At 51.8% G+C, this 24,626-nt stretch carries 22 protein-coding genes; 3 read left to right on the forward strand and 19 right to left on the reverse strand.

Features of this window, described 5'->3' with window-relative positions; all coding sequences use genetic code 11:
- Positions 1–214 precede the first annotated feature (214 nt).
- The 14 genes from AC0YOB_RS21775 to AC0YOB_RS21840 all read right to left on the reverse strand — a co-directional run bounded on the left by AC0YOB_RS21775 (position 215) and on the right by AC0YOB_RS21840 (position 16,702).
- On the reverse strand, positions 215–979 hold the full coding sequence (locus AC0YOB_RS21775; protein WP_475794559.1) for an SDR family oxidoreductase: 765 nt from the start codon (positions 977–979) through the stop codon (positions 215–217).
- A gap of 480 nt (positions 980–1,459) precedes the next feature.
- Complete coding sequence (locus AC0YOB_RS21780) at positions 1,460–1,708, reverse strand: hypothetical protein (RefSeq protein WP_475794560.1); 249 nt, start codon at positions 1,706–1,708, stop codon at positions 1,460–1,462.
- A gap of 37 nt (positions 1,709–1,745) precedes the next feature.
- Positions 1,746–4,070: a histidine kinase gene (locus AC0YOB_RS21785; RefSeq protein WP_475794758.1), complete on the reverse strand. Its 2,325-nt coding sequence runs from the start codon at positions 4,068–4,070 to the stop codon at positions 1,746–1,748.
- 82 nt (positions 4,071–4,152) lie between these two features.
- Positions 4,153–4,764, reverse strand: coding sequence for a potassium-transporting ATPase subunit KdpC (gene kdpC / locus AC0YOB_RS21790; RefSeq protein WP_475794561.1), 612 nt, complete (start codon positions 4,762–4,764; stop codon positions 4,153–4,155).
- Positions 4,765–4,801: 37 nt separating this feature from the next.
- Positions 4,802–6,838 (reverse strand): potassium-transporting ATPase subunit KdpB, encoded by a 2,037-nt coding sequence (kdpB, locus tag AC0YOB_RS21795; protein ID WP_475794562.1) that lies wholly within the window; start codon positions 6,836–6,838, stop codon positions 4,802–4,804.
- 7 nt (positions 6,839–6,845) lie between these two features.
- Complete coding sequence (gene kdpA / locus AC0YOB_RS21800; RefSeq protein WP_475794563.1) at positions 6,846–8,534, reverse strand: potassium-transporting ATPase subunit KdpA; 1,689 nt, start codon at positions 8,532–8,534, stop codon at positions 6,846–6,848.
- 14 nt (positions 8,535–8,548) lie between these two features.
- The gene (locus AC0YOB_RS21805; protein ID WP_210038550.1) at positions 8,549–8,626 is read right to left on the reverse strand and encodes a potassium-transporting ATPase subunit F; all 78 of its coding nucleotides are present in this window, start codon (positions 8,624–8,626) and stop codon (positions 8,549–8,551) included.
- 415 nt (positions 8,627–9,041) lie between these two features.
- Positions 9,042–9,875, reverse strand: coding sequence for a carbohydrate ABC transporter permease (locus AC0YOB_RS21810; protein WP_475794564.1), 834 nt, complete (start codon positions 9,873–9,875; stop codon positions 9,042–9,044).
- An 18-nt stretch (positions 9,876–9,893) separates the two neighbouring features.
- Positions 9,894–10,784: a carbohydrate ABC transporter permease gene (locus AC0YOB_RS21815; RefSeq protein WP_210038335.1), complete on the reverse strand. Its 891-nt coding sequence runs from the start codon at positions 10,782–10,784 to the stop codon at positions 9,894–9,896.
- A gap of 113 nt (positions 10,785–10,897) precedes the next feature.
- On the reverse strand, positions 10,898–12,265 hold the full coding sequence (locus tag AC0YOB_RS21820) for an ABC transporter substrate-binding protein (protein WP_475794565.1): 1,368 nt from the start codon (positions 12,263–12,265) through the stop codon (positions 10,898–10,900).
- A gap of 264 nt (positions 12,266–12,529) precedes the next feature.
- Entirely contained in the window at positions 12,530–13,420 is an 891-nt protein-coding gene (locus AC0YOB_RS21825; protein WP_475794566.1) for a carbohydrate ABC transporter permease, read from the reverse strand.
- Positions 13,421–13,424: 4 nt separating this feature from the next.
- Positions 13,425–14,312 (reverse strand): carbohydrate ABC transporter permease, encoded by an 888-nt coding sequence (locus AC0YOB_RS21830; protein ID WP_475794567.1) that lies wholly within the window; start codon positions 14,310–14,312, stop codon positions 13,425–13,427.
- A gap of 69 nt (positions 14,313–14,381) precedes the next feature.
- Entirely contained in the window at positions 14,382–15,710 is a 1,329-nt protein-coding gene (locus tag AC0YOB_RS21835; RefSeq protein WP_475794568.1) for an ABC transporter substrate-binding protein, read from the reverse strand.
- A gap of 185 nt (positions 15,711–15,895) precedes the next feature.
- Positions 15,896–16,702, reverse strand: coding sequence for a helix-turn-helix domain-containing protein (locus tag AC0YOB_RS21840; RefSeq protein WP_475794569.1), 807 nt, complete (start codon positions 16,700–16,702; stop codon positions 15,896–15,898).
- A gap of 252 nt (positions 16,703–16,954) precedes the next feature.
- On the opposite strand from AC0YOB_RS21840, the gene AC0YOB_RS21845 reads away from it, so the two are divergent.
- The 3 genes from AC0YOB_RS21845 to catA all read left to right on the forward strand — a co-directional run bounded on the left by AC0YOB_RS21845 (position 16,955) and on the right by catA (position 19,099).
- Complete coding sequence (locus AC0YOB_RS21845) at positions 16,955–17,680, forward strand: DUF421 domain-containing protein (RefSeq protein ID WP_475794759.1); 726 nt, start codon at positions 16,955–16,957, stop codon at positions 17,678–17,680.
- A 52-nt stretch (positions 17,681–17,732) separates the two neighbouring features.
- Positions 17,733–18,209: a YqeG family HAD IIIA-type phosphatase gene (locus AC0YOB_RS21850; RefSeq protein ID WP_475794570.1), complete on the forward strand. Its 477-nt coding sequence runs from the start codon at positions 17,733–17,735 to the stop codon at positions 18,207–18,209.
- Between the two features lie 233 nt (positions 18,210–18,442).
- Complete coding sequence (catA, locus tag AC0YOB_RS21855) at positions 18,443–19,099, forward strand: type A chloramphenicol O-acetyltransferase (protein ID WP_475794571.1); 657 nt, start codon at positions 18,443–18,445, stop codon at positions 19,097–19,099.
- A gap of 119 nt (positions 19,100–19,218) precedes the next feature.
- Here catA and AC0YOB_RS21860 read toward each other — a convergent pair whose 3' ends face one another.
- From AC0YOB_RS21860 to AC0YOB_RS21880, 5 genes are read right to left on the reverse strand one after another with little or no spacing between them, the layout of a single operon-like run.
- Positions 19,219–20,277: a Gfo/Idh/MocA family protein gene (locus AC0YOB_RS21860; protein ID WP_475794572.1), complete on the reverse strand. Its 1,059-nt coding sequence runs from the start codon at positions 20,275–20,277 to the stop codon at positions 19,219–19,221.
- Positions 20,274–21,098 carry a sugar phosphate isomerase/epimerase family protein gene (locus AC0YOB_RS21865; protein ID WP_475794573.1) on the reverse strand — a complete coding sequence of 275 codons (825 nt, stop codon included), beginning with the start codon at positions 21,096–21,098 and terminating at the stop codon, positions 20,274–20,276. The genes AC0YOB_RS21860 and AC0YOB_RS21865 overlap by 4 nt, the downstream gene beginning before the upstream one ends.
- A 44-nt stretch (positions 21,099–21,142) precedes the next feature.
- The gene (locus tag AC0YOB_RS21870; protein ID WP_475794574.1) at positions 21,143–22,672 is read right to left on the reverse strand and encodes an extracellular solute-binding protein; all 1,530 of its coding nucleotides are present in this window, start codon (positions 22,670–22,672) and stop codon (positions 21,143–21,145) included.
- A 34-nt stretch (positions 22,673–22,706) separates the two neighbouring features.
- Positions 22,707–23,585, reverse strand: coding sequence for a carbohydrate ABC transporter permease (locus tag AC0YOB_RS21875; protein WP_210038324.1), 879 nt, complete (start codon positions 23,583–23,585; stop codon positions 22,707–22,709).
- 12 nt (positions 23,586–23,597) lie between these two features.
- Positions 23,598–24,563: an ABC transporter permease gene (locus tag AC0YOB_RS21880; protein WP_475794575.1), complete on the reverse strand. Its 966-nt coding sequence runs from the start codon at positions 24,561–24,563 to the stop codon at positions 23,598–23,600.
- Between the last annotated feature and the right edge of the window lie 63 nt (positions 24,564–24,626).

A 24,626-nucleotide genomic window follows, 5' to 3' on the forward strand; every position in this document is an offset into this window, starting at 1 on the left:
CTTTTTGCCTCTTCATGAAAGATAATTATGAATACATTTCGACTTAAATATCTGCCTGGGAAGATCACAGCTCCGCCTCTCAAGCCCTGAACCTTCTGACCAGCAGGCCAAACGCTGCAGCAATTTCGCCAATCCTCTGCCGCGGCGGCTCCATCCTCGCCCCGCCCCGCTCAACTCAAGGAAAAACCGGCTGTCGCCTTCTCAGAGGCGAAAGTTAGCCTTGCGCGGTGGGACGGACAATGACCTCGCTCACATCAATATCTGCAGGCTGCTCGATCGCGAACGCAATTGAGCGGGCGATCGCTTCCGGCGGCATCGCGAACTTGTCCCGGGACTCCTCCAGCTGGGCTTTGACCTCCGGATTGGTAACAGCAGCTCCCACACCATCCGTCCTTGTAAAGCCAGGTGAAATGATCGTCACGCGCAGCTTATCTCCCGCCTCCTGGCGCAGCCCTTCGGAGATGGCGCGCACGGCGAATTTTGTGCCGGCATAGACCGACTGGTTCGGTACGATACGAAATGCTGCAGTGGACGCGGTGTTGACGAAATGCCCGAAACCCTGCTTGCGGAAGACGGGCAGCGCTGCCGCTATCCCATATAAAACGCCTTTTATGTTGATATCGATCATTGCCTCCCAATCCTCCACGCGCAGGTCATCAAGGGGAGATATCGGCATAACGCCGGCATTGTTGACGAGAACATCAAGCTTGCCATACCGCTCACATGCCAATTGGACGAGAGTGGACAGATCATCTCGCCGTCTCACATCTATGCTTGCATATACGGCTTCCCCGCCCGCATTTACGATTCGCGCCGCAAGAGCCTCAAGCCGATCCGAGCGGCGCGCGCCAAGTACGACCTTCGCTCCGCGCTCAGCGAGCAGAAGCGCGGTTGCTTCTCCAATTCCGCTGCTTGCGCCCGTAATGGCTACAACCTTACCATCGATTCCCGATAACGATATCCCGGTGCTGATGTTCATGTTATCCCTTCCTTCCGTTGATTCGTCTCGCAGGCGGAAGCCTTTCGACATCCTAACCATAACACTTAATATATTCATTGTAAACAAATTAAATATATATTGTCTATTATATATCAAATGACTATAGTGTTTTTACGCATGCACTCTTATTTATCAGGCTATGTTATATTTTGATATATTTAGTTCTTTCGGCGGACCATCCGGCGTCGGGCGCCCTGACGCAGGAGCAGCTCGGGTGGCGGTCCGTGCAGCCAGCGCTTATTCCGGACCTCGACCGGGAGCAGTATTTTGCGGCCTGAGAAATTAGGCTGACAGATGATCCGCCCATTTTCATCACAAACGCCCGATATCGCATTCCATTAGCGATAGAAGCCAGCTCAATAACCCACCTTCCTGGATGAAGGTGGGTTATTTGTATCTTCCGGTAGTCGATAGATTCCAAATAGGCACCCTGGCAGCAAAAACCCCGTCCCGGGGACCTTAATGATTAACCCTCATAAGCACAAACTTGAGAATAATGAAGTAAGTCGATGCAGAATAGCCAAGCATAACCAGCATATTGACGGTTGCGACTTGCGTCCAGCCGACAACCAGCATATCCCGCAGAGCCTCAGCGGCGTCTGCTGCGGGGAAGAGGTATGTAACCCATTGCCGCATATGAGGCAGCTGCTGTATTTTTTGCCAGAGCTTATTGTATCTGACTTTCGGACCGGACTGCCTGGCTCCCATGCGGAGCCGTCCCGGAAGCGGCGAGCCTGCAGACCCGTCACCCGCGGGGCATGGAATTGCCCACGATCAGCACATCCATATGCCTGCTCCGCCGCAGAAGAGGAGAAACCACGGAGGAACGGCGCAGACGGACCCAGAACCCGGTAAGCGGCTGGCCCATTATCAGCTGTGTGCTTTTGCAGCCGTTGGCGCGCTCCAGTATAATGCCTGCCACCTTGCTGCGCTTGGGTGCATGCTCCAGCATAAATTCTCCGCCCAGACGCACAGTGAGCTCCTGCAAAGCCTGAATACGCCGCTTGACTTCCTCGGACATCGTCTCTCCCACATGGACATGGACGACATGCCATTCCGCCTTCAGCCTGTGGGCGATGCGAAACCCGCGCCGGATCAGCCGCTCCGCGCAGTCGCTGTCGCTTACGCTGACGTTGATGCACTCCCTGCGCCGCCAAGGTCCGCGAAGCGATGCTCCTTCCTGCTGCGAGGCCTCAAGCCGCTCGTCCACATCGTCGGCAATTTCCCGCAGCGCGAGCTCCCGCAGGGCAATCAGATTGCCGGTTTTAAAAAAATGGTTCAGCGCCTGCTCGACCTTCGTCAAGGCATAGATTTTCCCTTCCCTCAGACGCTGCTGCAGCGCTTTGGGCGCAACATCGATCAGCTCCACTTCATCGGCGAGCCGCAGGATGCTGTCGGGCACCGTCTCTCTGACCCGTACGCCTGTAATATGCTCGACGGCATCGTTAAGGCTTTCCAAATGCTGCACATTGACTGTTGTGATCACGGAAATGCCCGCGTCCAGCACCTCCATGACATCCTCATAGCGTTTCTTGTTTTTGCTGCCGGGCACGTTGGTGTGGGCCAGCTCGTCAATAAGCACGACCTCGGGATTGCGCGCTATGATCGCGGCTACATCCATTTCCTCGAGCGAGGCTCCCCGGTAGTCCATCGCCTTGCGGGGAACGGAAGAGAGCCCGCCCGCCTGCGCCATTGTCTCCTTGCGCCCATGCGTTTCCAGCAGGCCGATAATGACATCGATCCCCTTCTTCAGCAGATCGTTCCCTTCGCGAAGCATGATATAGGTTTTGCCCACACCGGGAGCGGCTCCGATATAAACCTTGAATTTGCCGCGCTTGATCCGCTCGATTTTGCGCTCCACCTCCTGCTTGCTCAATCTGCGGTATGGCTCCGAGAACGGCTTGGAAGTCTGGCGATGCGTCGGCAGCACACGCCCTCCCTCATGGTCGGCGCGGTCGGCCATGAAGAAAATATCAATATCTTTTGTTTTTCTCAGCACGCCCCCCACAATCGAGCCCCGCCAGAACTCCTGCCAGCGGCTTTGCTTGGAGTGGCCCAGCACAATCCTGGTCACATTATGCCTGACCGCATAGTCAACCAAGGTCCCCGGAAGCTTCCTTCTGGCCGGCAGAGGAAGCTCCTCGAACGCCGCCTCCACCTTCTCGGCAAGCTTCCGGATCGAACGCCGGAACGCCGCCTCCTCGCGGGTCAGATGCTTGTCCGGAGGAACAAATACGACAACCCTCATATCGCCGCCAAGACGCCTGGCGATCTGCTGGCCGCGTCTGATATAGATAGAGCCGTTCCAATGATACTGTGCCGATACCAGAATCCGTTCTAAAGCGCCTGTCGGTCCGGTCAACCCCTGCTCCTCGCGGTGCTTGACCAGCGTATCATTCACCCCCTCCGCTACAAGGCGGAGAGCCAGCTCCCTGAGCATGCCCAGATTTCCCCGTTTCAGCAGGACAGAATCCTTCATGCTGCGCAGATGACCTTCATCAAGCCGCTTCAATAACGTCTCCGGCGAGACATCGATCAGACGCACCTCGTCCGCCAGCTCCAGCGTTTCGGCCTTTACGGAATACTCGACCTCTATGCCGGTAAGCTTGTGAGCCAGCTGCGAGATGCCATCCAGCTCATAGACATTAACGGTTGTAATGACGCTGATGCCATGCCCCAGCAGATAGCGGATATCGTCCAGCCTGGAGGGATGCTCTGCTCCCGGACGGTTGCGGTGCGCAAGTCCGTCAACGAGCACCACCTCCGGATTGCGCTTTAGAATCATCTCCATATTCAAGTCCTTCCTGGCCGTGCCGTCCTTCATCCAATGAATGCTCGGGATCCGCTCCAGGTCAGCCAGCTGCTCGCTGGTTTCCGGGCGCTGCATGGTGGACACGGCGCAGACGACCACTTCAATCCCCTGCTGCTTGAGCGCCTGGCCTTCACGCAGCATATGATAGGTTTTGCCTGAGCCGCTGAAGGCCCCGATATAGATCTTCAGCCAGCCCCGGTGAATTTTGGATATGGACAGCAACAATTCCTCCGGCGTCTTCCGGCGAAAGCCTTCCAAGTGAGCCACCCTACTCCTCACTCCCTTCTGGTTCGTGCAAAATACCCCGCCGATCCCGGGAAGGGATGGCAGGGCATGGGAATTACGGCGTCACGAGCGCTTGCAGCGCCATATTGAGCCGGAGCACATTGACGCGGGGTTCGCCGAATAGTCCGAGATCGCGCCCCTCCGTATGCTCGTCCACCAGCTGCTGAAGCTGATTCGCATCCAGACCCGTCAGCTTGCTTATGCGCGGAATTTGCACCGCTGCCGACTGCGGCGTAATATGCGGGTCAAGCCCTGAACCGGAATTGGTGATCAGAGCAACCGGCAGTTGAGAAGCGGGCACATCCGGATTGGCCTGCTTCCAGGCGTCAATGGACTCCTGAGTCCGTTTCAGCATATCGGGATTGGAAGGGGCGTAATTGTTCGAGCCCGATGCTTCCGCCTTGTAATCGATGCTTGACACTCTCCCTTGAAAGAATGCCGGATTATCAAACTTCTGGCCGATAAGCTCAGAGCCGATTTGATTGCCCTGTGCATCCTTCACCAGGCTGCCATTGGCATGACCCGGCATAATGACCTGGGCTATTCCCGTACAGACCAGCGGATAAATAATCCCGCAGAGGATGATGAAGACAATGCCGGCCCGCAGAGCGATCCAGAATAGACTCGCGGTAGGCGTCTCCGAAGAAGGAGAGTCCGGTTTGTTCATGGTTATTCCTGCCTTTCCTGAACTGCTAAAATTAGATTCATATCCAGATATGGACGAGCAGATCGATCAATTTGATCCCGATGAATGGAACGACGACTCCGCCCAGACCATAAATCAGGATATTGCGGGACAGCAGCCTCGATGCCATCATCGGCTTGTAGGCCACGCCTCTCATGGCAAGCGGGATCAGCAGCGGAATGATCACGGCATTGAAGATCAATGCCGACAGGATCGCCGACTTCGGCGAACCCAGATGCATCACATTCAGCGACTTCATCTGCGGAATCGCCAGAATGAACATCGCGGGAATAATCGCAAAGTATTTCGCGATATCGTTGGCGATGCTGAAGGTGGTCAAGGCTCCACGGGTCATCAGCAGCTGCTTGCCGATGGAGACGACCTCGATAATCTTGGACGGGTCGGAATCAAGATCGACCATATTGGCGGCTTCTTTGGCGGCGGCTGTACCGCTGTTCATCGCCAGCCCCACATCGGCCTGGGCCAGCGCCGGCGCATCATTGGTTCCGTCGCCGGTCATCGCGACCAGCTTGCCATCCCCCTGTTCGCGGCGGATTACGGCGATTTTGTCCTCCGGCGTACTCTCCGCGATAAAATCATCCACACCGGCCTCACGGGCGATGGTCGCCGCCGTCAGCGGATTGTCGCCGGTGCACATGATCGTCTTGATGCCCATCTCGCGAAGCTGGGCGAACCGTTCGCGCATACCGGGCTTCACGGTATCCTTCAGGTAGATGACACCGACGATTTTGTCATCTATCGCAACAGCGAGCGGCGTACCGCCTTCTTTTGCGATCCGGTTGCTGTTCTCATCAAGGTCTTCCGGAATCGTGCCGCCCTGCGCCGCCACCCACTTCTTCACGGCATCCACGGCGCCCTTTCGCGCCTTGCGTCCATCCTTCATATCCAGCCCGCTCATTCTGGTCTCCGCCTTGAACTCGATAAACTCCGCACCCTCGGTTAACTGGCTGTCATACTCCAGCCCCTGCTTCCTCATCAGCTCAAGCACCGAACGCCCCTCCGGCGTATCGTCTTTGACAGAGCTTACCGCTGCCCATTGCCCGGTGGTCTCCATACTGGCGCCGCCCACAGGAACGAATTCGCTGGCCATCCGGTTGCCGAAGGTGATGGTCCCGGTCTTGTCCAGTATCATGGTGTTAATATCGCCTGCGGCCTCGACCGCCTTGCCCGACATGGCCAGCACGTTGAACTGCGTCACACGGTCCATCCCCGCAATGCCGATGGCGGACAGCAGACCGCCGATTGTCGTCGGGATGAGACAGACCAGAAGCGCGATCAGCACAGGCACTTCCAGCTTGATATTGACGAAGTCCGCAATCGGCGAAAGCGTAACGACCACGATCAGGAAAATCAGCGTCAAGCTCGTCAGCAGCGTATTAAGCGCCAGCTCATTAGGCGTCTTCTGGCGCTTTGCGCCTTCGACAAGCGAGATCATCCGGTCGATGAACGACTCTCCGGGATCATTTGTAATCCGCACCGTAATCCGGTCGCTGACAACGCGCGTTCCTCCGGTCACGGAATTGAAATCGCCGCCGGCCTCCTTGATCACAGGAGCGGACTCGCCGGTAATCGCCGACTCGTCCACGGAAGCGAGGCCTTCGGTCACCTCGCCGTCTCCCGGAATCATCTCGCCCTGAGAGACGACAACGAGGTCGCCTTTTCGCAGCTCGGTTGCGTTTACCGTCTTCGTGCTGCCGCCAACAAGCTTGTTCGCCATAATCTCCTGCTTGGATTTCTTCAGCGAATCCGCCTGAGCCTTGCCCCTGCCTTCAGCCAGCGCTTCCGCAAAGTTGGCGAACAGCAGGGTGAACAACAGGATCAGAAAGACCGTCAGGTTAAAGCCGGTTTGATTTCCCGTTCCAAAGTAACCCGGGATAATGGTCATCAGCAGCACGACAACGGTCCCTATTTCAACGACAAACATGACAGGGTTTTTGATCATCACAGCGGGATTCAATTTAATGAAACTCTCTTTAACCGCATTCTGCGTAATGGCAGGGGTCAGCATCGTTTTGCGATTCCTGGCTGCACTCATATTGAATTCACCTTCCGTTAGCGAGCGTCAGCTGCTCTGCAATCGGCCCAAGCACGATCGCAGGCAGGAACGTCAGCGCTCCTATGATCAAAACCGTTCCGATCAGAATACCCGTAAACAGCTTGTTATCCGTGCGGAACGTACCGACCGTCTCGGGAATCCACTGCTTGCGGCATAGCGAGCCGGCAACCGCAAGCATGGCAATCATGGAGATATAGCGGCCCAGAATCATCACAAGACCGGTCGTAATATTCCAGAACGGGGTATTGTCCGCCAGGCCCTCAAACCCGGAGCCGTTGTTGGCAGCAGAAGAGGTATACTCATACAGCACCTGCGAAATCCCGTGAAATCCGGGATTGGTGATGGCCCCTTTTCCAAGGTCGGTTACAAAGGCGATCGCAGTCGTGGCCAGTATGATGAAGGGATGCATGAGAATCGCAATGGCAATCAGCTTCATCTCACGCGGCTCGATCTTGCGCCCCAGAAATTCCGGGGTCCGCCCGACCATGAGGCCTGAGAGGAAAACCCCGAGCAGCGCATACATCAGCATGTTGACAAGACCGACGCCCTTGCCGCCGAATATGCAGTTCAACATCATTTCCGCCATCGGCACCATGCCGCCGAGCGGGGTTAGCGTGTCATGCATATTATTGACGCTTCCTGTCGTTGCCGCTGTTGTGACGGCTGTGAACAGCGTAGACTGCGCGATGCCGAACCGGACCTCCTTGCCTTCCATACTGCCCTGCGAGGCATCGATGTCCAGCCTGTTCAATGCCGGATTGCCGCAGAGCTCGGCACTATAGACGGTGATCAGGAACACAAGGAACAAGAACATCATGGCGCAGAAGATGACCCAGCCCTGCTTCTTGTTGCGGGCGAAGAGCCCGTATGTGTATGGCAGAGCGGCGGGCAGCAGCCACATGCTCAGGATTTCGATCACATTGGTCAAGCCATTGGGATTCTCGAACGGGTGAGAGGAGTTGACCCCGAAGAAACCGCCGCCGTTCGTACCCAGATGCTTAATGGACACAAGCGATGCCACAGGTCCAATCGCGATGCTCTGGGCAGTCCCTTCGAGCGAGGTTACGCTCATGGTCGAATGCAGCGTCTGCGGCACCTGAAGGGCGACGAGCAGCAGCGTGATAATAACAGCAGCCGGCAGGAAAATCCGGGTATGGGCTTTAACGAAATCCTCGAAGAAGTTGCCCATCGTTCGGCCCTTCTGTGTTATCCCGCGGACAAAGGCAACCGCCACCGAGAAACCGGTCGCTGCTGACGTGAACATCATCATCGTGATGACAGCCATCTGCGAGAAATAGGACAGCCCCGTCTCACCCGAATAATGCTGCAGATTCGTATTGGTGATGAAGCTGATGACCGTGTTGAACGTAAGCGTCTGTTCCATATTGCCAATAGCATTCGGATTGAGGGGAAGGCTCTGCTGGAGACGCAGCAGGATGTAACTCACGGCCACCAGCACGATATTGGTCAGCAGCATGCTTGCCGCATACCGCTTCCAGCTCATGCCCGGGCGCCGCCTCAGTCCGATTAGAGCGTAGATAAAACGCTCGGATGGTCCGAATATACGGTCCGTCTTGTTCGGCTCGTTAGAGAATACATGATAAAGATAGGTTCCAACCGGCTTGACCAACAGGACAAGCACCAGCAGAACGATAACCAGTTGAACAATTCCCATCGAACTTCCTCCTTTTAAAATTTCTCCGGATGAATCAGAGCATAGATCAGATAGAGAAAAATAAAAGCCGTAAAAATCCACACGACGATCATGATGGATCTCCTCCCGTATCCTCGACTACCCGGTCACACCAGTTCATAAAGCCTGTGAATATGAGAAACATGCAGGCCAGCAGCAAAATCATATATACGTCAAGCATGAAAGAACCTCCTTAGGCATCTGTAACTAAATCCCATGTCTCTTCTTTCCAGGTCGTGATAACGGTAATATGCTCCGCATAGAGAGCAGATATTCTCTCGGATGCCAAATTATTGTTGAACATGCCGGCATAAGGATGTTCCTTCTTTGGATGAAGACAAAAAGAAGCCGCGATCAGAACCGCTCTTCTTATAGAAGAGAAACTCAGATCGCGGCTTTTGCAAGCATATTAAGGGATACGGTCGAATGCTTCACGCTCTGGACTTCCTGCAGAAAGATCGCCCGTTATCATTGCCTTATAGGGTTGCCTTACCCCTTTGTCCCGCCCTGAAGTCCGAAGCCTTTGGACATAAACCGCTGCGAGAGGATATACAAGATAACGGACGGAGTAGCGTAGAGCATGGAGAATGCTGCCAATCTTCCGTAATCGACCATTCCGTATTGTCCGAAAAATTGATACAGCTTCAAGGACGCCGGGAAATTCTCAGGCGTCTGCAGGAGAATATAAGGGACAAAGAAATTGCCCCAGCTCCCCGAGAATGTAAATATCGCTACGGTGCAGATGCCCGGAACCATCAAGGGTGCGACTACTTTCCGGATACCGGCAAAGATGGACGCCCCGTCGACCCATGCCGCTTCTTCCAGATCGCCTGGCACCGAATCCATGAAGTTTTTGAGCATCCAGATTCCATAAGGCATGGAGGATGCCACATAAAACAAGATAACCCCAAAAATATTATCGTATAATTTGATGCTCAGGAACAATTGATAGACCGGAACCATCACGGCTGTAATCGGCAAAGAAGTCATAAATAAAATGGTCAGCATGAAGGGCTTCTTATATTTGATTTGATACCGCGACAACGGATAGGCGGCAAGCAATGCCAGCAGCACGACGAGAACGGCTTGACCGCCTGACATGATCAGCCCGATGATGTAGGCGCGCTGATTTTCAGGGCTGGTGAAGACATCGGCATAATTGGCCCCGGTAATACGATTGGGCAGCTTCAGCGATTGCATCGCATTGGAATCGACCGACGCTACCAGAACCCACAGAAGAGGCAGGATGAAGCAGATTCCAATCAAGGTAAGAATTGCATACGGCATAATCCGGTAGATGCGCTTACGTTGTTTTGCGTTCATAGGAAGTCCCCTTGTCATTTACTCCTTCATCGAGCGAATATAGAACAAGCTGAGCACAACGCCAATGACCAACAGCAGCATGGATATTGCCGTTCCATATCCCAGTTGATAATTGACAAAGGCTTGATTATACATGAAGATCGGTAGGGTCGTGGTGGAATTCCCCGGTCCTCCGCCCGTCATCGCATAAATCAGTCCAAAAACCCCCAGCGTCTGAAGCGTAACAAGCATCGCATTCGTGGTAATGGTGTCTTTAATGTACGGAATCGTAATCCGGGTTAAAATCTGCCATTTGGAAGCCCCGTCCACAACAGCCGCTTCCTCGATCTCACTCGGCACATCGTCCAGCGCCGCTTGAAACACCAGCATGGAGAAGGCGGTGCCATGCCATATATTCGCAAGGATGATCGTGAGCATGGGGACGGTATACAGCCAGGCGACTTCTGTAATTCCCAGGAAGCCGAGGATAGCGTTGAGTGTGCCCTCATCCCCGAAGAAGCTGTAAAGACATAAAGCGCATACGATTTCCGGGGTTACCCAGCCTGCCAGCACAATCGTTCCAATGACACGCCGAAAACTCTTTTTTTTATGCTTCATCAGCATCGCAATGAGAAAACCAAGCACCTGCTGGCCGATGACGGCCGAGCCGAACAGGAAGATCAACGTATTCCATATGCTGATCTTGACCGTCGGGTCTTCAAACATATGAATATAATTGTCCAGTCCGATGAATTTCAGTTCCTTGGCCGATTCACCGGTCAAAGCCAGATTGGTGAAGGAATAAAAAAAGGTCAGGACAATGGGATAGATAAAAAACACCAGCATTATCGCGATCGAAGGAAGCAGGAAATACAACCAGGTATAGGTTTTTCTTTTCTTGTAGGGAACATCAACCGTCAGGCTGCTCATGCGCCGTTCTCCTCCCGCACGCCGAATATCAGAAAAAAACGCATGCCCAAGCGCTCCGCCCGTCAGCCCGGCCAGGAGCTGCTTGAGCAAGCTTTTTTGACGTTATTCCTTGTTTATTTCTCCATCACATGATCCTCGCCGACAATTCGGGTTACATCCTGCGTATATTTATTGAGCGCATCTTCAGGAGATGTACCCGTCGTTACGGATTCAACCATGGTTTGAATTTGTGTGGACACTTCAGGATATTTGTCCTGCGCCGGTCTGAATTCAGCGTTTTGCAAATATTCCGTCGCAAGCTCATTAAACGGCATCTTGGTATATTCGGGATCCTTCGCAACATCGGCCCGGACCGTAATATTGCCTGATGCGATAACAAGCTTCTGCGTGTTCTCTTTGTTAAGCGCAAATTTGATAAATTTCCATGCTTCATCCTTGTTCTGTGAATTGCTTGGAATCGACAGCGCCCAGCCGCCTGCCAGCGTTATCGATCCCGGCTCCTGGCCTTTGCTGGTCGGCATCGGCGCGAAGCCGAGCACATCCTTATATTCCGGCCAAGGGGAAGCTCCGGTATCAAAATAATTGCCCGTGATCCAGGAACCGTCAAGTGAGATGGCAAGCTTGCCTTGCGGCAAATATTCGCGTGAGGATGTATTGCCCGCTTGACCGTTCAACACTTTGGAGAGCGGCGGTCCGAGCTTCTCCTTGTTCACGGTCTCAATAAACTTCAATGCATCCAGAATTCCCTGGCTCCTGGCGATCCATTTTCCGCTCGCATCGTCATAAAGTCTCTCCCCTGTCCCGTAGAGCAGCATCTCATAGGTCTGCATGGAAGTCGCTTCTCCCGTGGCTTTGCCAAGGTTCATCCAAATCGGGACAATATCCTCTCCCGCTTGCTGCTTGATCGTTCTCGCCGCGTTCAGGACATCGTCCCATGAGTTCGGCCGCCAATCCTCCGGAAGTCCCGCTTGCTTGAAAATCTCCTTGTTGTACCACAGTCCTCTGGAATCCGTATTGTAAGGTACCCCATATACTTTGCCGTCACTTGCCGTGACCCCTTTTTTCATTGCCTCGATAAAAGAGCCGTTGGTCCAATCCTCCCAATCCTTCAGCTTGTCATCCAACGGTTCAAGATACCCTGCGCTTGCATCCGAATTCAAAATAAAGGTGTCTTCCGTTACAATATCCGGTGCGGTATCCTTGGATTTCAGCGCCAATGCGACCTTGGCAAAATAATCGCCCTCGGACGCTTGTATAGGCGCCGGCTTGATTTCCACATTCTTATCGGGATAACGGGCTGCCACATCTGTAATCCATTTATAAAGCGTGCCTTTCTCACCCGTTCCGTCATCCCTGTAGGTAACCGTTATGGTTTTCTTGGCTCCATCACTGTCGCCCGGCTTGCTGGAACAACCAAACAACAAAAATACGCACAAAAAAACGGTTACAACGAGATACAATTTCCTTTGACTGATTGGCATGCCTTGTTCCTCCCTGTTCTTGAATGCTGATAGCCGCCTCCTGGAATCTGCCTTATGTACGTCCTTACCGGAGGTCTTATAAACATACTTTAGCAATGAACTATTTATTCGAACTTTTCATATCAACGTACAACCTTTCCTGAATCTCCCATATACTATTGAGCTTTCACATGAAAAAAACCGTCAGACCACCTGTAGAAGTGGAATAACGGCTTATTTCTTTACGGCATTTATCATGACTATTCACCTTTGAGCGGGCGGCATTCATCCTTTTATGGAGCCTGCCGTCAGACCATCGACAAAGTACTTGTGGCCGACAATGCTCAGCAGCACGAGCACGGGGAGCGACATGAGCAGCGCACCTGTAATCGGAGACGCATAATCGATCTCATAGGGGTTATTCATCGTCGTAAGCCCGACGGCCAGCGTCATCTTCGAGCCTGAGGTCAAATAAATCAAAGGGCCTAAATAATCATTCCAGGCATTCATGAAGGTAAGAAGAGCAACGATCCCGATGGCGCTGGCGCTGAGCGGAAAGGCGATACGGATGAAGGTGCCAAGCTCCGAGCAGCCGTCAATCCTGGCGCTGTCGAAGATTTCCTTGGGGATGGTTACCATCACCTGACGGATCAGGAAAATCCCGAATGCGCCTACTGCTCCCGGAAGAATGAGAGGCCAGAAGGTATCCAGCCAGCGGAACGCCCGGAACATGATAAAAGAAGGGACGAGCGAGATTTGGCCCGGAATCATCATGGTTGTCAGCATCGCGATGAACAGTCCGTGCTTGTATTTGAAATCATAGCGGGCAAATCCGTAAGCGACAAGCGAGTTGAATACAATGGCCAGCAGCGTCAGGGAAACCGCGATAATCAGGCTGTTGGCGAGCTGGGTAAAAAACGGCAGCTTCTCGAATAAATGACTGAAATTGCTAAAGGTCAGGTGAACGGGAATGGGGTTGAGCGGATCCCCTACAATGTCCGCATAGGGTTTAAATGACGTCCCGATCATGAACAGGAAGGGCGTGAGGAACAGCAGGCTCAACACAATCAGCGCAGCATAGGTCAGAATACGGCCGAGACCGTTCCAGGGATTCGCGGAAGCTTTAACGGCCGGGAACCGGTGGGCGGCTTCGATAATCGATTTTCGCATCATCATCTTCTTAGTCCCCCTGCTTATTGACATTGAACATTTTCAGCTGCAGGAAGCCGATCACAATCATCAGCAGTGTAAACACATAGCCGAGCGCAGCCGAGTAGGTGAAATCCAGACGGCGGAAAGCCTGATCGTACAAGTATGTGGTCGGGAAAACAAGCGAATTCTCCGGTCCGAAGCCGCTTCCCGCTAAGATGAACGCTTCGCTGAACATCCCATAAGAACCAAGCAGGCACTGGAAAACAATAAAGGTCATGATGGGCCGAAGCAGCGGAAGCGTCACATGCCACAGGCGCTGAGACGGCCTTGCCCCGTCGATCTTGGCCGCTTCGATTAACTCGTATGGCACGTTCTGCAGCCCGGCAAGGAAGAACAAAATATTGACGCCAAGAAATTTCCATGTACATAAAATGATGAGCGCCGGTATCGTCCAGGCCGGATCCTTCAGCCAGCCGACCGGATCTGCTCCGAATACGGCGAGCAGCTTGTTAAGCACTCCGCTGTCGCGCTCCAGCAGCAATTTAAAGATGATTCCGACGGCCACCGCTGACGTGATATTCGGCGTGAAGAAGAAGGTTGCGAAGAACCCTTTCCGCTTGGCAATGTAAGGCCTGCCCAGCATCAGGGCTACTCCGAGGGCAACCGGCAGAATAATGAACAAGCTGCCCAGCGCAAGCTTCGTGCCATTCCACATCGACTTCCAGAAGAAGCCGTCCTTCAGTACGAACATGTAGTTGGAGAAGCCGGCGAATTCATAACCGTCTGTTCCTTTCTGAAAGCTCAGCCATAACCCGTACAAAATCGGATACAGGCCGAAAATGGCATAAGCAATGAAAAAAGGGCTTATAAAGAGCAGCGGAGCCAGCCTCCAGCGGCTTATGGCATTCGAAATCATCGGTCATCCTCCTAACGATTACTAAATAAAACGAACCAAAGATGAACAAAGCATACGGCTTGCCAACCTCTACTTTTCTCTGGCCTCTTCCGCATCCACCAGGCTTTGCAGCTCCTCCTCGACCTTGGACAGAAACTCCTCTGGCGTCATCTTCCCTTTCTGGTAATCGGGCTCGAATTTATCCCATGCCTTGCCGATCAGCGACCGCCACCACGCCTGGTTCTGGCTTGGCGCCTGCTTGCTGAGATCCGCATACAAGGCTGCCATATCCTGCCCGCCGAAATACTTCGTAATCGCGCTTTCCTTGTGCAGCTCCGGCGATTGGGCTGCGCTGGTCAATGCCGGAAACAAATTGATGATCTGGAAGCTGTGGACGATATTATCGGTATCCAGATGCGTGTAGCGCAGGAAGTCCCAGGCTTCGTTCTTGTTTGGGCTGAACTTCGTCAGGGCGAGTCCGGTGCCTCCGGATACCGTCGTTGGAACTGATTCCGGTCCGCCCAGCGGCATCGGAACCGCTGCCCATTTCCCGCCCAGATCCGGCGAATTCTGGACAAGCTGTCCCGCCCACCAGTCGGGACCGGAGGCAGCGATGAACTGCCCATTGGTGTAGCCCTGCCAGAGCTGCGGTCCTTCCGGACTCGTTTTGCTGAGAAGGCCTTTATCCTTCCAATCCTTGATCCGCTTCAGGACTTCGATACCCTCCGGCGTATTGATTCCGATCTTCGCATCCTTGGTCACGACATCGCCGCCCTCCTGCCGCAGCAGCTGCTCGAACAGGCCCTGGTCTTTCTCGGAGCCGCTTAGAATAAATTTGTTGTCTCCAGTCAGAGGCTTGGAGGCTTCCATGAATGCGTCCCATGTCTGGAGCTTGGCAACATCGATGCCTGCTGCGTCATAGAGGTCTTTGCGATAATAGAGCGCCGACACGCAGGCCGCAATTTCGATGCCGTAAACCTTGCTGTCCACCGTATAGAGATCGAGCCGTCCTTTTGGAATCGCATCCGAGAGCCCGGCAGAATCGAGATAGCTGTTAAGCGGCTCGAATGGAATATCGCCCTTGATATAGCGGGGGAACGAGCCCTGCTCGACGTCGATCAAATCCGGGGACCCCTTGCCGCCGGACTGTGCGATGACGGTGTATTTGTCATAGAGAGCGGCTGCTTCGAGCAGCTCGATTTTGATCGTGATATCTGGATGCTCCTTCTCGTATTTCGCTTTCATTTCGTCATAGTATTGTTTATGGGTGTCCGCGAAGGTCCATAAGGTTATCGTCTTCCTGCCCTGGGTATCCCCCGTATTTCCACTGCCGGCATTACCGGAACCACTGCTTCCACTGCATCCAATCAAGGAGATTAGAAGAGATAAGACAAATAGGAAGCTCATTGCTCTTTTCATTTTTATTACCCCCTTGTCAATTGAGATATCACGATTGTAAGCGCTGCCGCGATGTCTTAGACAAGATGGTAACACCTTCTGAAAAGGGCAACAATACCACCAATTGACAGTTTATGAACTGCAATTGATATCTCCTTTTTTGCCTGTCAGGCTGGTTAAACTCCGGTGACCGGCAGGCTGTTCGCTCATTGGTCCTGCCAGGCTTCCTTTCTGATTTCGGATGGGGACATCCCCGTCCTCTGCTTCAGGCATCTGGAGAAGTGGATGGCCGTCTTGAAGCCGCAGCGCAACGAAATTTCCCCGATCGTAAACCCTGTATGAGCCAGCATTTCAATCGCCTGCCTGACCCGGTAATGCCAAAGATATTTAATCGGCGTTGTATTCTCGTGGATGCGGAACAGCCTGATCAGATGCTCCGGCGTCACATTGACATGCGCGGCCAGTCCGTTCAACGTCCAATCCTCGGCATATCGCTCATGAATCATGCTCTTCGCCAATACGACGGATGGATGCACATTATGCAGCCGGCGTTCCCGCGTATGCTCGTGCGCGAACAGGTGCAGGGCGGCGATACCGATATGCCTCATCTGCCCGCTTTCCGCTGTAACGCCTTCTTTTAAATCCAGCATGAGATCCGTCAGTTTATTCAGCTCTGCGGAAATCGGCCGGCAAAACGGAAGCTGATCCAGCTCCTCCTCTTCCCGCTCCGACAGATCCGGTATATGAACGGCGATCCAGCGGTGCCAGGTCTCCTGGGTTCTGGCGAACTCAAAAAACTCGCGATGGCCCGGCTTCAGCAGAATCACATGGCCGGGTGATACCGAATGCTCTGCTGTGTCAATCGTGACATTCATATGACCTGTATGCAGGAGCACAAGCTGAATATCATTCTGGTAACGCGGCCCGTATTGTCCTCCTGGCGAATAGACAATCGTTCCGCAATCCGCACTGCTCGCTCTGTCAATCCCCAGCGGCTCGGTTTCCTTATGCATAAGCAGACCCTCCCTGAACCTATCCTAGCAATATCAGGAAGGAATAAGTAGAAGCTTTCGGTTCACCCACTACGCTGCTTGAACGGTGCGGAACACAACCTTCATATTCTTATGATCAACATTGATCCGGTCTGGTCTTTTTGAAAAAAATGTATAAAAATTACATGAGTACGCAAGCTAAAAAGCGCTAAATCATATACCCTAATGCATACATTGAAGATTGAAGACAGGGTAAGAAAAGATGTGAATGAAATGGAATTTTTCAAAAGTCAAGAATCATTGACAACCGCAGAATGGGTCTTAAGAAGCTTGGTCAGCTTTGTTTTCTTACTGCTTGCAACCAAAGTGATGGGGCAGCGTTCCATTTCTCAATTAAGGTTCCTCGATTTCATTATCGCTCTTGTGCTCGGCAATATTATTGCCCATCCGCTTTCGGATGAGAACCTGGGATTAAAAGGGTCCGTTATCACGACGATCGTCCTGATCGTTCTATATGTTGCAGCGACCTGGCTGAGCTTGAAGTGGCCATTATTAAAGCGGTATCTCGATCCGCCGCCGATCACGCTTATTGCCAATGGTCAAATCCAGTTTCACAGCCTGTCTATTGCAAGAATCTCGGTTGATTATTTATTTTCCGAGCTTCGAAAAGAAAAAGTGGATGATATACAAAAAGTATCCCTTGCGGTTTGGGAGCCGGGAGGAACAATATCCGTTTTTATGAAAACCCAATACCAACCGCTTACACCCGCTGATATGAAAATTGAAACCCCGCCATTTACCATCACCAGGCCGATAATCTTTGAAGGAAAAATCGATATGCCGGTGCTTAAAGAGATCGGAAAAGACCATGCATGGCTTGAAAAAAAGATAGCGCCTGCGGATTTGAAAATCCGCGATGTGATCTTGGCGACTGTCGATAATAACAAGAACGTGAGAGTCTATACGAATCTGAACCAAAATGGGGAAGACGCCCAGTAAGACTTGAGTACGATCCAGTAGCTTGTCATTAAAATAAAACGGAGGTTTTTTTATGCCGGTTTTCAAGCCTTCCAAAATTGTGCGGTCCCTTTATGATATTGACGGAGACGCGCTGCATCAGGCAGGAATTAAAGGAATAATCATTAACTGGAACAATACATTAGTTCCGAAGAATTCTGTATTTGCATCGGATTCGATAAAAAAGTGGCTGAAAGACTTTAAGTCTCAATATGGGATCAAAATAATAATCGTCTCGAACAGTAAACCTCCTGTGCAGGACAGCGATCTGGTTAATGAGATTCCGGCTTTGTTCGAGGCGGGTAAACCGAAGAAAAAAGCATTTATGGCTGCTTTGGATATACTCGGAACCCGAAAAAAAGAGACAGCCGTTATTGGCGACGGCATTATTACTGATTTATGGGGTGGAAATCGGCTGGGAATGTATACAGTCTTTGTTTCGCCTCCCTGGATGAAACCCCGGTTTCTCGGTGCAATAAAACGGTTGATGGTAAAAGTCCTTCGGGTGTAACGGCTGGGCTTCAAGGGCCTTGACCTTACAATCCGCATCGCAGCCGGCAGCTGTGAGCTGTAACTTTTGTTATACCGGCTATCATGATGATATACTCTTTCATATAGTGAACGGTAACAGCGTCTAAAAGCAGCAGCAAAAAAATATACCGGGAATGTGATAAGGATATGGTTAAAGCAGTCAAGTAAACCTCCTAAAAGAAAAAAATATAGAAATTTTAGGAGGTTATAAAAATGATTTTCAATCCGATCGACCTTGATACTTGGAGTAGAAAACCCTATTTTGATCATTATGTAAACAATGTCAGATGTACCTACAGCATGACGGCCAACATTGATATTACCCGGCTGTTGGAAGCCATCAAGAAAAAGGGGATTAAGCTGTACCCGGCATTGATTCATATGATAACTGCAGTGGTAAACCGTCACCGTGAATTTCGCACATGTCTTGATTCCCGGAACAGGCTGGGTTACTGGGACAGCATGTCTCCCAGCTTTACCATTTTCCATGATGATGATAAGACTTTTTCATCCGTCTGGACCCCCTTCTGCGAAGATTATAAAGAGTTCTACCGCCGCTATTTGGATGATATGGAAAAGTATGGATGCGTTAAGCAGTTTGCCGCTAAAACGAACGAGCCGCCAAACACCTTCCCTGTTTCCAGCATTCCGTGGGTCAGCTTCACGGGCTTTAACCTGAACGTCTATACCGAAGGGACCTATTTTCTGCCCATCTTTACAATGGGAAAATATTTTAAGCAAGATGAAAAAATACTTCTGCCCTTATCGGTGCAGCTTCACCACGCGGTATGCGACGGCTATCATGCCGGCCTGATGTTTAATGAGCTGCAATCACGGGCAGATATCTGCCAGGAATGGCTGCCAAACTAATAATCAAGCAGCAGGGGGCGCATCCGGCTGCCTTCAGATTCCAAAGAGAAAGACTATTGATCCATTCAATAGTCTTTCTCTCATTAACTTTATAAGGTTTTACGGCGGATGTATTCGGTTTACGGATTTTGACGATGGCACTCTTCCATAACGGCAATTTGCCGGCGCACCTGCTGCGGCGTCACCTCCAGCGCTTTTCCGTGAACGATCGTATCATAGAGCATGCTGTAGAAGCTTTGAGCCATGGTATGGAACAGATCCTTTTTCTGCTCCTCGGGGATATCCCAGCTTTCTTCATACCAGTTCAGCTGCTCGCGGCAGTAGGCTGGCTCGTTCTTGTCATTGACCAACGGCGTCTCAATCAGAGTCAGCTCTCCGGCCTCCTCCTGCTTGAAATACTTCCAATCCAGATGGCTGGTGCTTCCTTTGATGCCGCCTCTGGTTCCCTGCACGTTATAGGTAAAGCTCGGATAGGCGCAGCAGGAGGAAATCTCTACATCAATGACGGGATGCCCGTGGCCATGCAAAATCAGCTTCACGAAGTCTTCGGCATCTCCTGCAGTGTTCGCGCGGTCCATGATAGAAGTAATATTCGGCATGGACTCGCCGCCAAAGAACTGGAGAGCCTGATCCACCGGATGCGGCCCGGTATTCAGGAGATTGCCGCCGTTATTGGCCCGCAAGGTCTGCCAATCCCATCTTCTGGCGAAATTATTGTAGGCGATGCTGACCTGAACCACTCTGCCGATGCTTCCGGAAGCGATAATTTCCTCGATTTTATTAAAAGCCGGCGCATACCGCGACTGCTGATATACCGTAAGCAATTTCCCCGTTCGCCCGGCAGTCTCGATCAGAATGTCCACCTCGGCTGCCGTCCGGGCCAGCGGCTTCTCGCAGAGCACGTTGAACCCGTGCTCCAAAATCTCCTTGGAGATGGAGAAATGGTAATTGCTGGGGGAAGCATTGATGATCAAATCAAGATCGGTTCTCTTAAACAGATCGCGATAATCGCTGTACACGTCGACATTCAGCTCACGCCTGGCTCTCTCCAGCCGCTCCTCCAGCGTATCGGATACCGCAACAATTTCGAATTTATCCTTTAATTGGCTTAATGAGTGGGCATGTATATCCCGTCCGCTGCGCCCCTGGCCAATAATGGCCGCTCTGACTCTGCTCATACGGTCACCTCCGAAGCTAATTTGCGCATGTATCGAACATATTGCGGAAAAGCGATTTCCGGATTTTCCAATTCCGGATGCCATTTTTTCTCCCACTCCAAGGTGAAATAGCCCTGGTAGCCTTCCCGGACCAACAGCTTATAGATCTCTTTCAGGGGAATGTCCCCTTCTCCGGTTAAACAATACTGGAAGCCGTCCGGGCTGCCTTCTGCCGTACGCGAGTCTTTGACATGCGTATAGTCGATCCATTTGCCCAAGGCGCTCCAGCTATCCTCGGGCTGTTCCCCTATCATCCGGTACGGATGGTGCACATCCCACAGCACGCCCACAGCCTCCTGATCCACCTGCTCCATGACCTTCCTCATATCTGTGCAGGAGATCCAGTCATCATGCGTTTCTATCAGAATTTTGACACCATGCTCCCTGGCGACAGCCGCCATAGCGCTCACATGCTCTACGACCTTCTGAACTGCGGTATCCCGGTCGGCGCCGCTGATTTTGCCGCCGAAGACACGAATATAACGTGTGCCGAAAAGGCTGCAAAGCTTCGAGAATTCGGTAATCTCCTGCAGATTCTTCTCGAAGCTCTCATCCGGGAATAAATGCACGGAGCTGGAGAAGCAGGATACGCGAAGACCGGCATCGGTGATTTGACTTAAGGTTTGATGGACCTGCTCCGAAAATTCCGGAAGCCTATAAATATTCATTTCGCCCGTTAACCCTCTAAAGTCAATCGCATCAAAGCCGTATTCAACGGCCTTGGCAATAATTTTGTCCAGGGGCCAGTCGGGGCACCCTAAAGTGGTGAAGGATAATTTCATGCCGATTCACTCCAATGTAATAAGGATGGGTCAATCCTAATCCTCTAGCCGTTTTTCTTCTTGTAGGATTCGTTCATTTCCTGAATGATTTGATTAAAATTGGCGTCCGACTTCAACTGTTCGACAAATTTGTCGTAGCTCTCGGAGGTTTCCTTGCCGACGATCATTTTGACCTTCATATCAATGATTTTCTTCTGGTATTCAGGCCAATATTTGATCCAGGCATCGGAATCAACGCCGATGGAAGGATCGAGAACCGCATACTTCGTCCGTTCATCGATGATTTTGGCGTGGCGGTCGTAATCCTCTTTGGGAATGCCGGCCTTGAAGGCTTTCTGGTATTTGTCGAATTTCAGGAAAATCTGTCCCATCGCCTGCTGGGAGACGTTGTCTGTCTTGGCCTGCTCCGTTGGGACTTTGAAGCCGTCCTGCTCGGTAAAATGGACATCCTTGAAGCCGTAATTCGCCAAATCGGAGCCTTCATCCGAAGCGCCGAAGTCCATGAACTCCATGATTTTCTTCACCTTCGCCTCAGACACCTTCTTGGGAATCATGAACATGCCGAAAGAGCCGGGGTCGGTAACCGTTGTTCCGTTCAGGGATACAAGCGGCATCACATAAGCTTCAGGAGTTTGCTTCCTGAGCTCAGCCGTCGATTCCCAGGCCTGATCCATGGGCACGGCATCCACACCTCCTTTGCCTGCCTTCATCATATCGAGTGTCTGTGTTTGCTTCAAGATGCTAAAGTCCTCCGGGATCAGCTTCTCTGCGTACAGCTTATTCAAATACTGCAGCGCTTCTTTTTGTGCAGGCAGGAAAATCGTAGGGGTCAGTACCCCGTCCTCCAGCTTCCAATCTCCGACGGTTTTCGTAAAGGCCGTCTCGATGACATTGAATTTCCCTACGCCGGTCGGGTCCGTATAACCCAGAAAACCGTAAGTATCGTCTTTCCCATTGCCGTCAGGATCCTTGGTTGCAAATGCTTTCATGACTTCGTACAGCTCATCGGTCGTAGCCGGCTCCTTGAGCCCCAGCTTATCCAGCCAATCCTTGCGGATATTCAACCCGGTTTGGCCATATACGGGTCTTACACGCGGAATGCCGTAGTTTCGGCCATCGCCGAATGCGAGATTCTTCCAGGTAAGCTCAGGAAATTTGGCGAGATTGGGATAACTCTTGTACATATCCGTCAAATCCCAGAAAGCCCCCTGCTGCGACATGCTTTTAACGAGCGGATACCGCTGCGGATAATCCGCAAGAATCATATCTGGCAGATCGCCTGAGGCCAAGGTTACGTTCAGCTTGTCAGCGTAGTTATTCGGCGATACCCAGGTGATTTTAAGTTTCGTGTTGGTGCGCTTCTCGATCTCCTTCACAATTACATTGTCTTCATCCGGAGGCTCCTGCGAGAAGAAGGTGGTCATAATGCTGATTTCTGTGGGCTCCTCTTTCTGGTCGCCTGTGCTTTTGCCTGTTGATCCCGGATTTGAACCGCAAGCCGCTGTAATTAACAATAATACAGATGCAAGCATGAACGGTATCGTCCTCATGGCCGATTTTCTTTTGAATATCAACGCTGCGCCCTCCTTTTCAATCTTTGTTTATATATCATTCCTTGACAGAGCCGACCATCACGCCTTTGGCGAAATGCTTCTGCAGGAATGGATATACCAGGATAATGGGTACTGTGGCAACGACGACGGCCGCCATCTTCAAGGTTTCCTTGGGCATTTCCTGTTCGGATGCGATTTGTCCGGCAAGATCGCCGCCGCTGGTCGAGGAATCGATCAGCATATTTTGCAGCAGCACCTGCAGCGGCCATTTGTCGAAGTCATTAATGTACAAAATCGCGTGAAAAAACACATTCCAATAGCTTACCGCATAAAACAGCCCGAACGCGGCCAGAGAAGGCAGCGACAGCGGGAGAATGATTTTCACCCAGATCCCCATATCGTTGCAGCCGTCGATGCTTGCCGCTTCTTCCAGGCTGGCAGGAATACTGTCATAGAAGCTCTTCATCAGAAAGATATACCAGCCGCTGGTTAAGGCGGGAATGATCAAGGACCAGATGCTGTTGATCAGCCCGAGGCTTTTTACAACCAGGTACGGCGGAATAATGCCGGGATTAAACAAAATCGAGATCAAGACGAGCAGCAGCAGCACCTTTCTCCCCCGAAGCCGTCTTCGGGATAAGGAATAAGCGAAGCTTGAGGTAACCGCAAGGCTCAGCAGCGTTCCGACAATGGCCAGAAAGGCGCTGTTCCCCGCTGCCTTGATGAATGTGCCTGTGGATAGCAGATACTTGTAATTGACCAGTGTCCATTCGGACGGAAAGACGAACACCCCCGCTTTTTGGATGTACTCCGATGGCGTTGCAAAGGAGACTACAATGATATATAGAAAGGGGATAATGGTAATGACTCCCGCAAAAACAAGTATTAGCGTGACCACGAGATCAAATGAGAATCCCCGGAACGTTCTTGTCACAATCCCGCCTCCTCAATATAAGCCGTCTTCGCCGAATTTCTTGGCCAGCCAGTTGGTCGTGATGACCAGAATGAGCGCCACAACCGATTTGAACAGCCCAACGGCTGTTGTAAAGCTGAATTGGCCGTTCTTGACCCCCATGCGGAACACATAGGTTTCAAACACATCGGAAACACTGGAAACCGCGCTGCTGGTCATCAGATAAACCTGTTCGAAGCCGACATCCATCACCTGCCCCAGCCGCAGGATCAATAAGGTAATGACAACATTTTTGATGGCCGGAAGGGTTACATGCCACATTTGGCGCAGCCGGTTGGCGCCGTCCATTTTGGCCGCTTCGTAAAGAGCCGGGTCCGTGCCGGCAATGGCCGCCAGAAAGATAACGGTTCCCCATCCGGCTTCCTTCCATATGGATTGAAGCGTAAGCATAATCCAAAAATAATTGGGATTCGTCAGGAAGTCGATTTTCTCAAAGCCCATCATGGCGACTACATTATTGACGATTCCACCGGTACGGGAAAACAGTAAGAAGGTCATCCCCGCGATAATCACCCATGAGAAAAAGTGGGGCAGATAGACAACACTCTGAATCGTCGATTTAAATTTTCTGCTTCGGACCTCATTTAATAGAAGAGACACAATAATCGGGACCGGGAAGAAGAAAACGAGATTAAGTAGGCTGATCATCATCGTATTCCGAAACAGATTCCAGAATTCGCTGCCCAGGAAGAAACGTTCAAAATTCTCAAACCCTACCCATTTGCTGTGCAAGAAGCCTTGATAAGGAGAGTAATCCTGGAACGCAATCAAAATCCCGCCCATGGGCACATACTTGAAAATAAGAAAATAGAGAATTCCCGGCAGAGCCAAAATGTATAAATATTTGTCTCTCAGGATGTCCTTCATCACCGGCTGAAATTTGCTTTTGTTTGGTGCTTGTCCGGCTTTCTTGTTCAACTCCGTTAACGCGTTTGGCATTCCCCACCCACCTTTCCTCTGCTCAAGTGAATTCATGCTCTGAATGTACCCGATGGCCCCATT

It is taken from the genome of Paenibacillus sp. JT31N17 (assembly GCF_056269255.1).